At 66.8% G+C, this 555-nt stretch carries 1 protein-coding gene; it reads left to right on the top strand.

Going from position 1 to position 555, the window contains the following annotated elements:
- Positions 1–172: 172 nt before the first annotated feature.
- Positions 173–555: M23 family metallopeptidase (locus JGS39_RS40105; RefSeq protein ID WP_219574667.1), on the top strand; the 383-nt coding region annotated here is incomplete at its 3' end.

Genomic DNA, 555 nt, shown 5'->3' with positions numbered 1-555 from the left:
CGGCACGGGCGCGCCAGGGGTGGCAATGTCATGCCCTTATCAAAATCTATGCGCGTAGGCTACCGTGACCCCGCACCCCGCTGCCAGGCCAAGTCACTTCATTTACAAGGGAGTTGCCGTGTGCGAGAAGCATCGTTCCGAAGACGTCCAGAAGGCTCGGCCTCGGGTCGTGATGAGCAGACGCACGTTGCTGCGCGGCTCGTTCACCACGCTCGGCCTGGCGGCCGGCGGCGTGCTGTTCTCGGGTAACCCCGCCCAGGCGCTGGACATCTACAACCCGTTCAGCGGCTATCAGATCACCGGCACCTGGCAGGACCACCTCGACAGCGGCTCGCTGGGCGGGATCGACTACGGCATGGGAGTCGGCACCGCGCTGCCGGCGGCGGGCGCCGGAGTCGTCACGAACATTCCGGACAACGGCACCGGTGGACACACGGTGACGATCACCCACAGCGACGGTTACCGGACGCAGTACATGCACCTGTCGCAGTTCCTGCTGGCCAACGGCGCGTCGGTGGGCAAGGGGGGAATCGTCGGCCGCTCCGGCGGCGCGGT

It is taken from the genome of Streptomyces poriferorum, from assembly GCF_019399235.1.
In the GTDB taxonomy this organism is placed as follows: Bacteria; Actinomycetota; Actinomycetes; order Streptomycetales; family Streptomycetaceae; genus Streptomyces; species Streptomyces poriferorum.
This window is presented reverse-complemented; position numbering and strand designations above follow the sequence as displayed.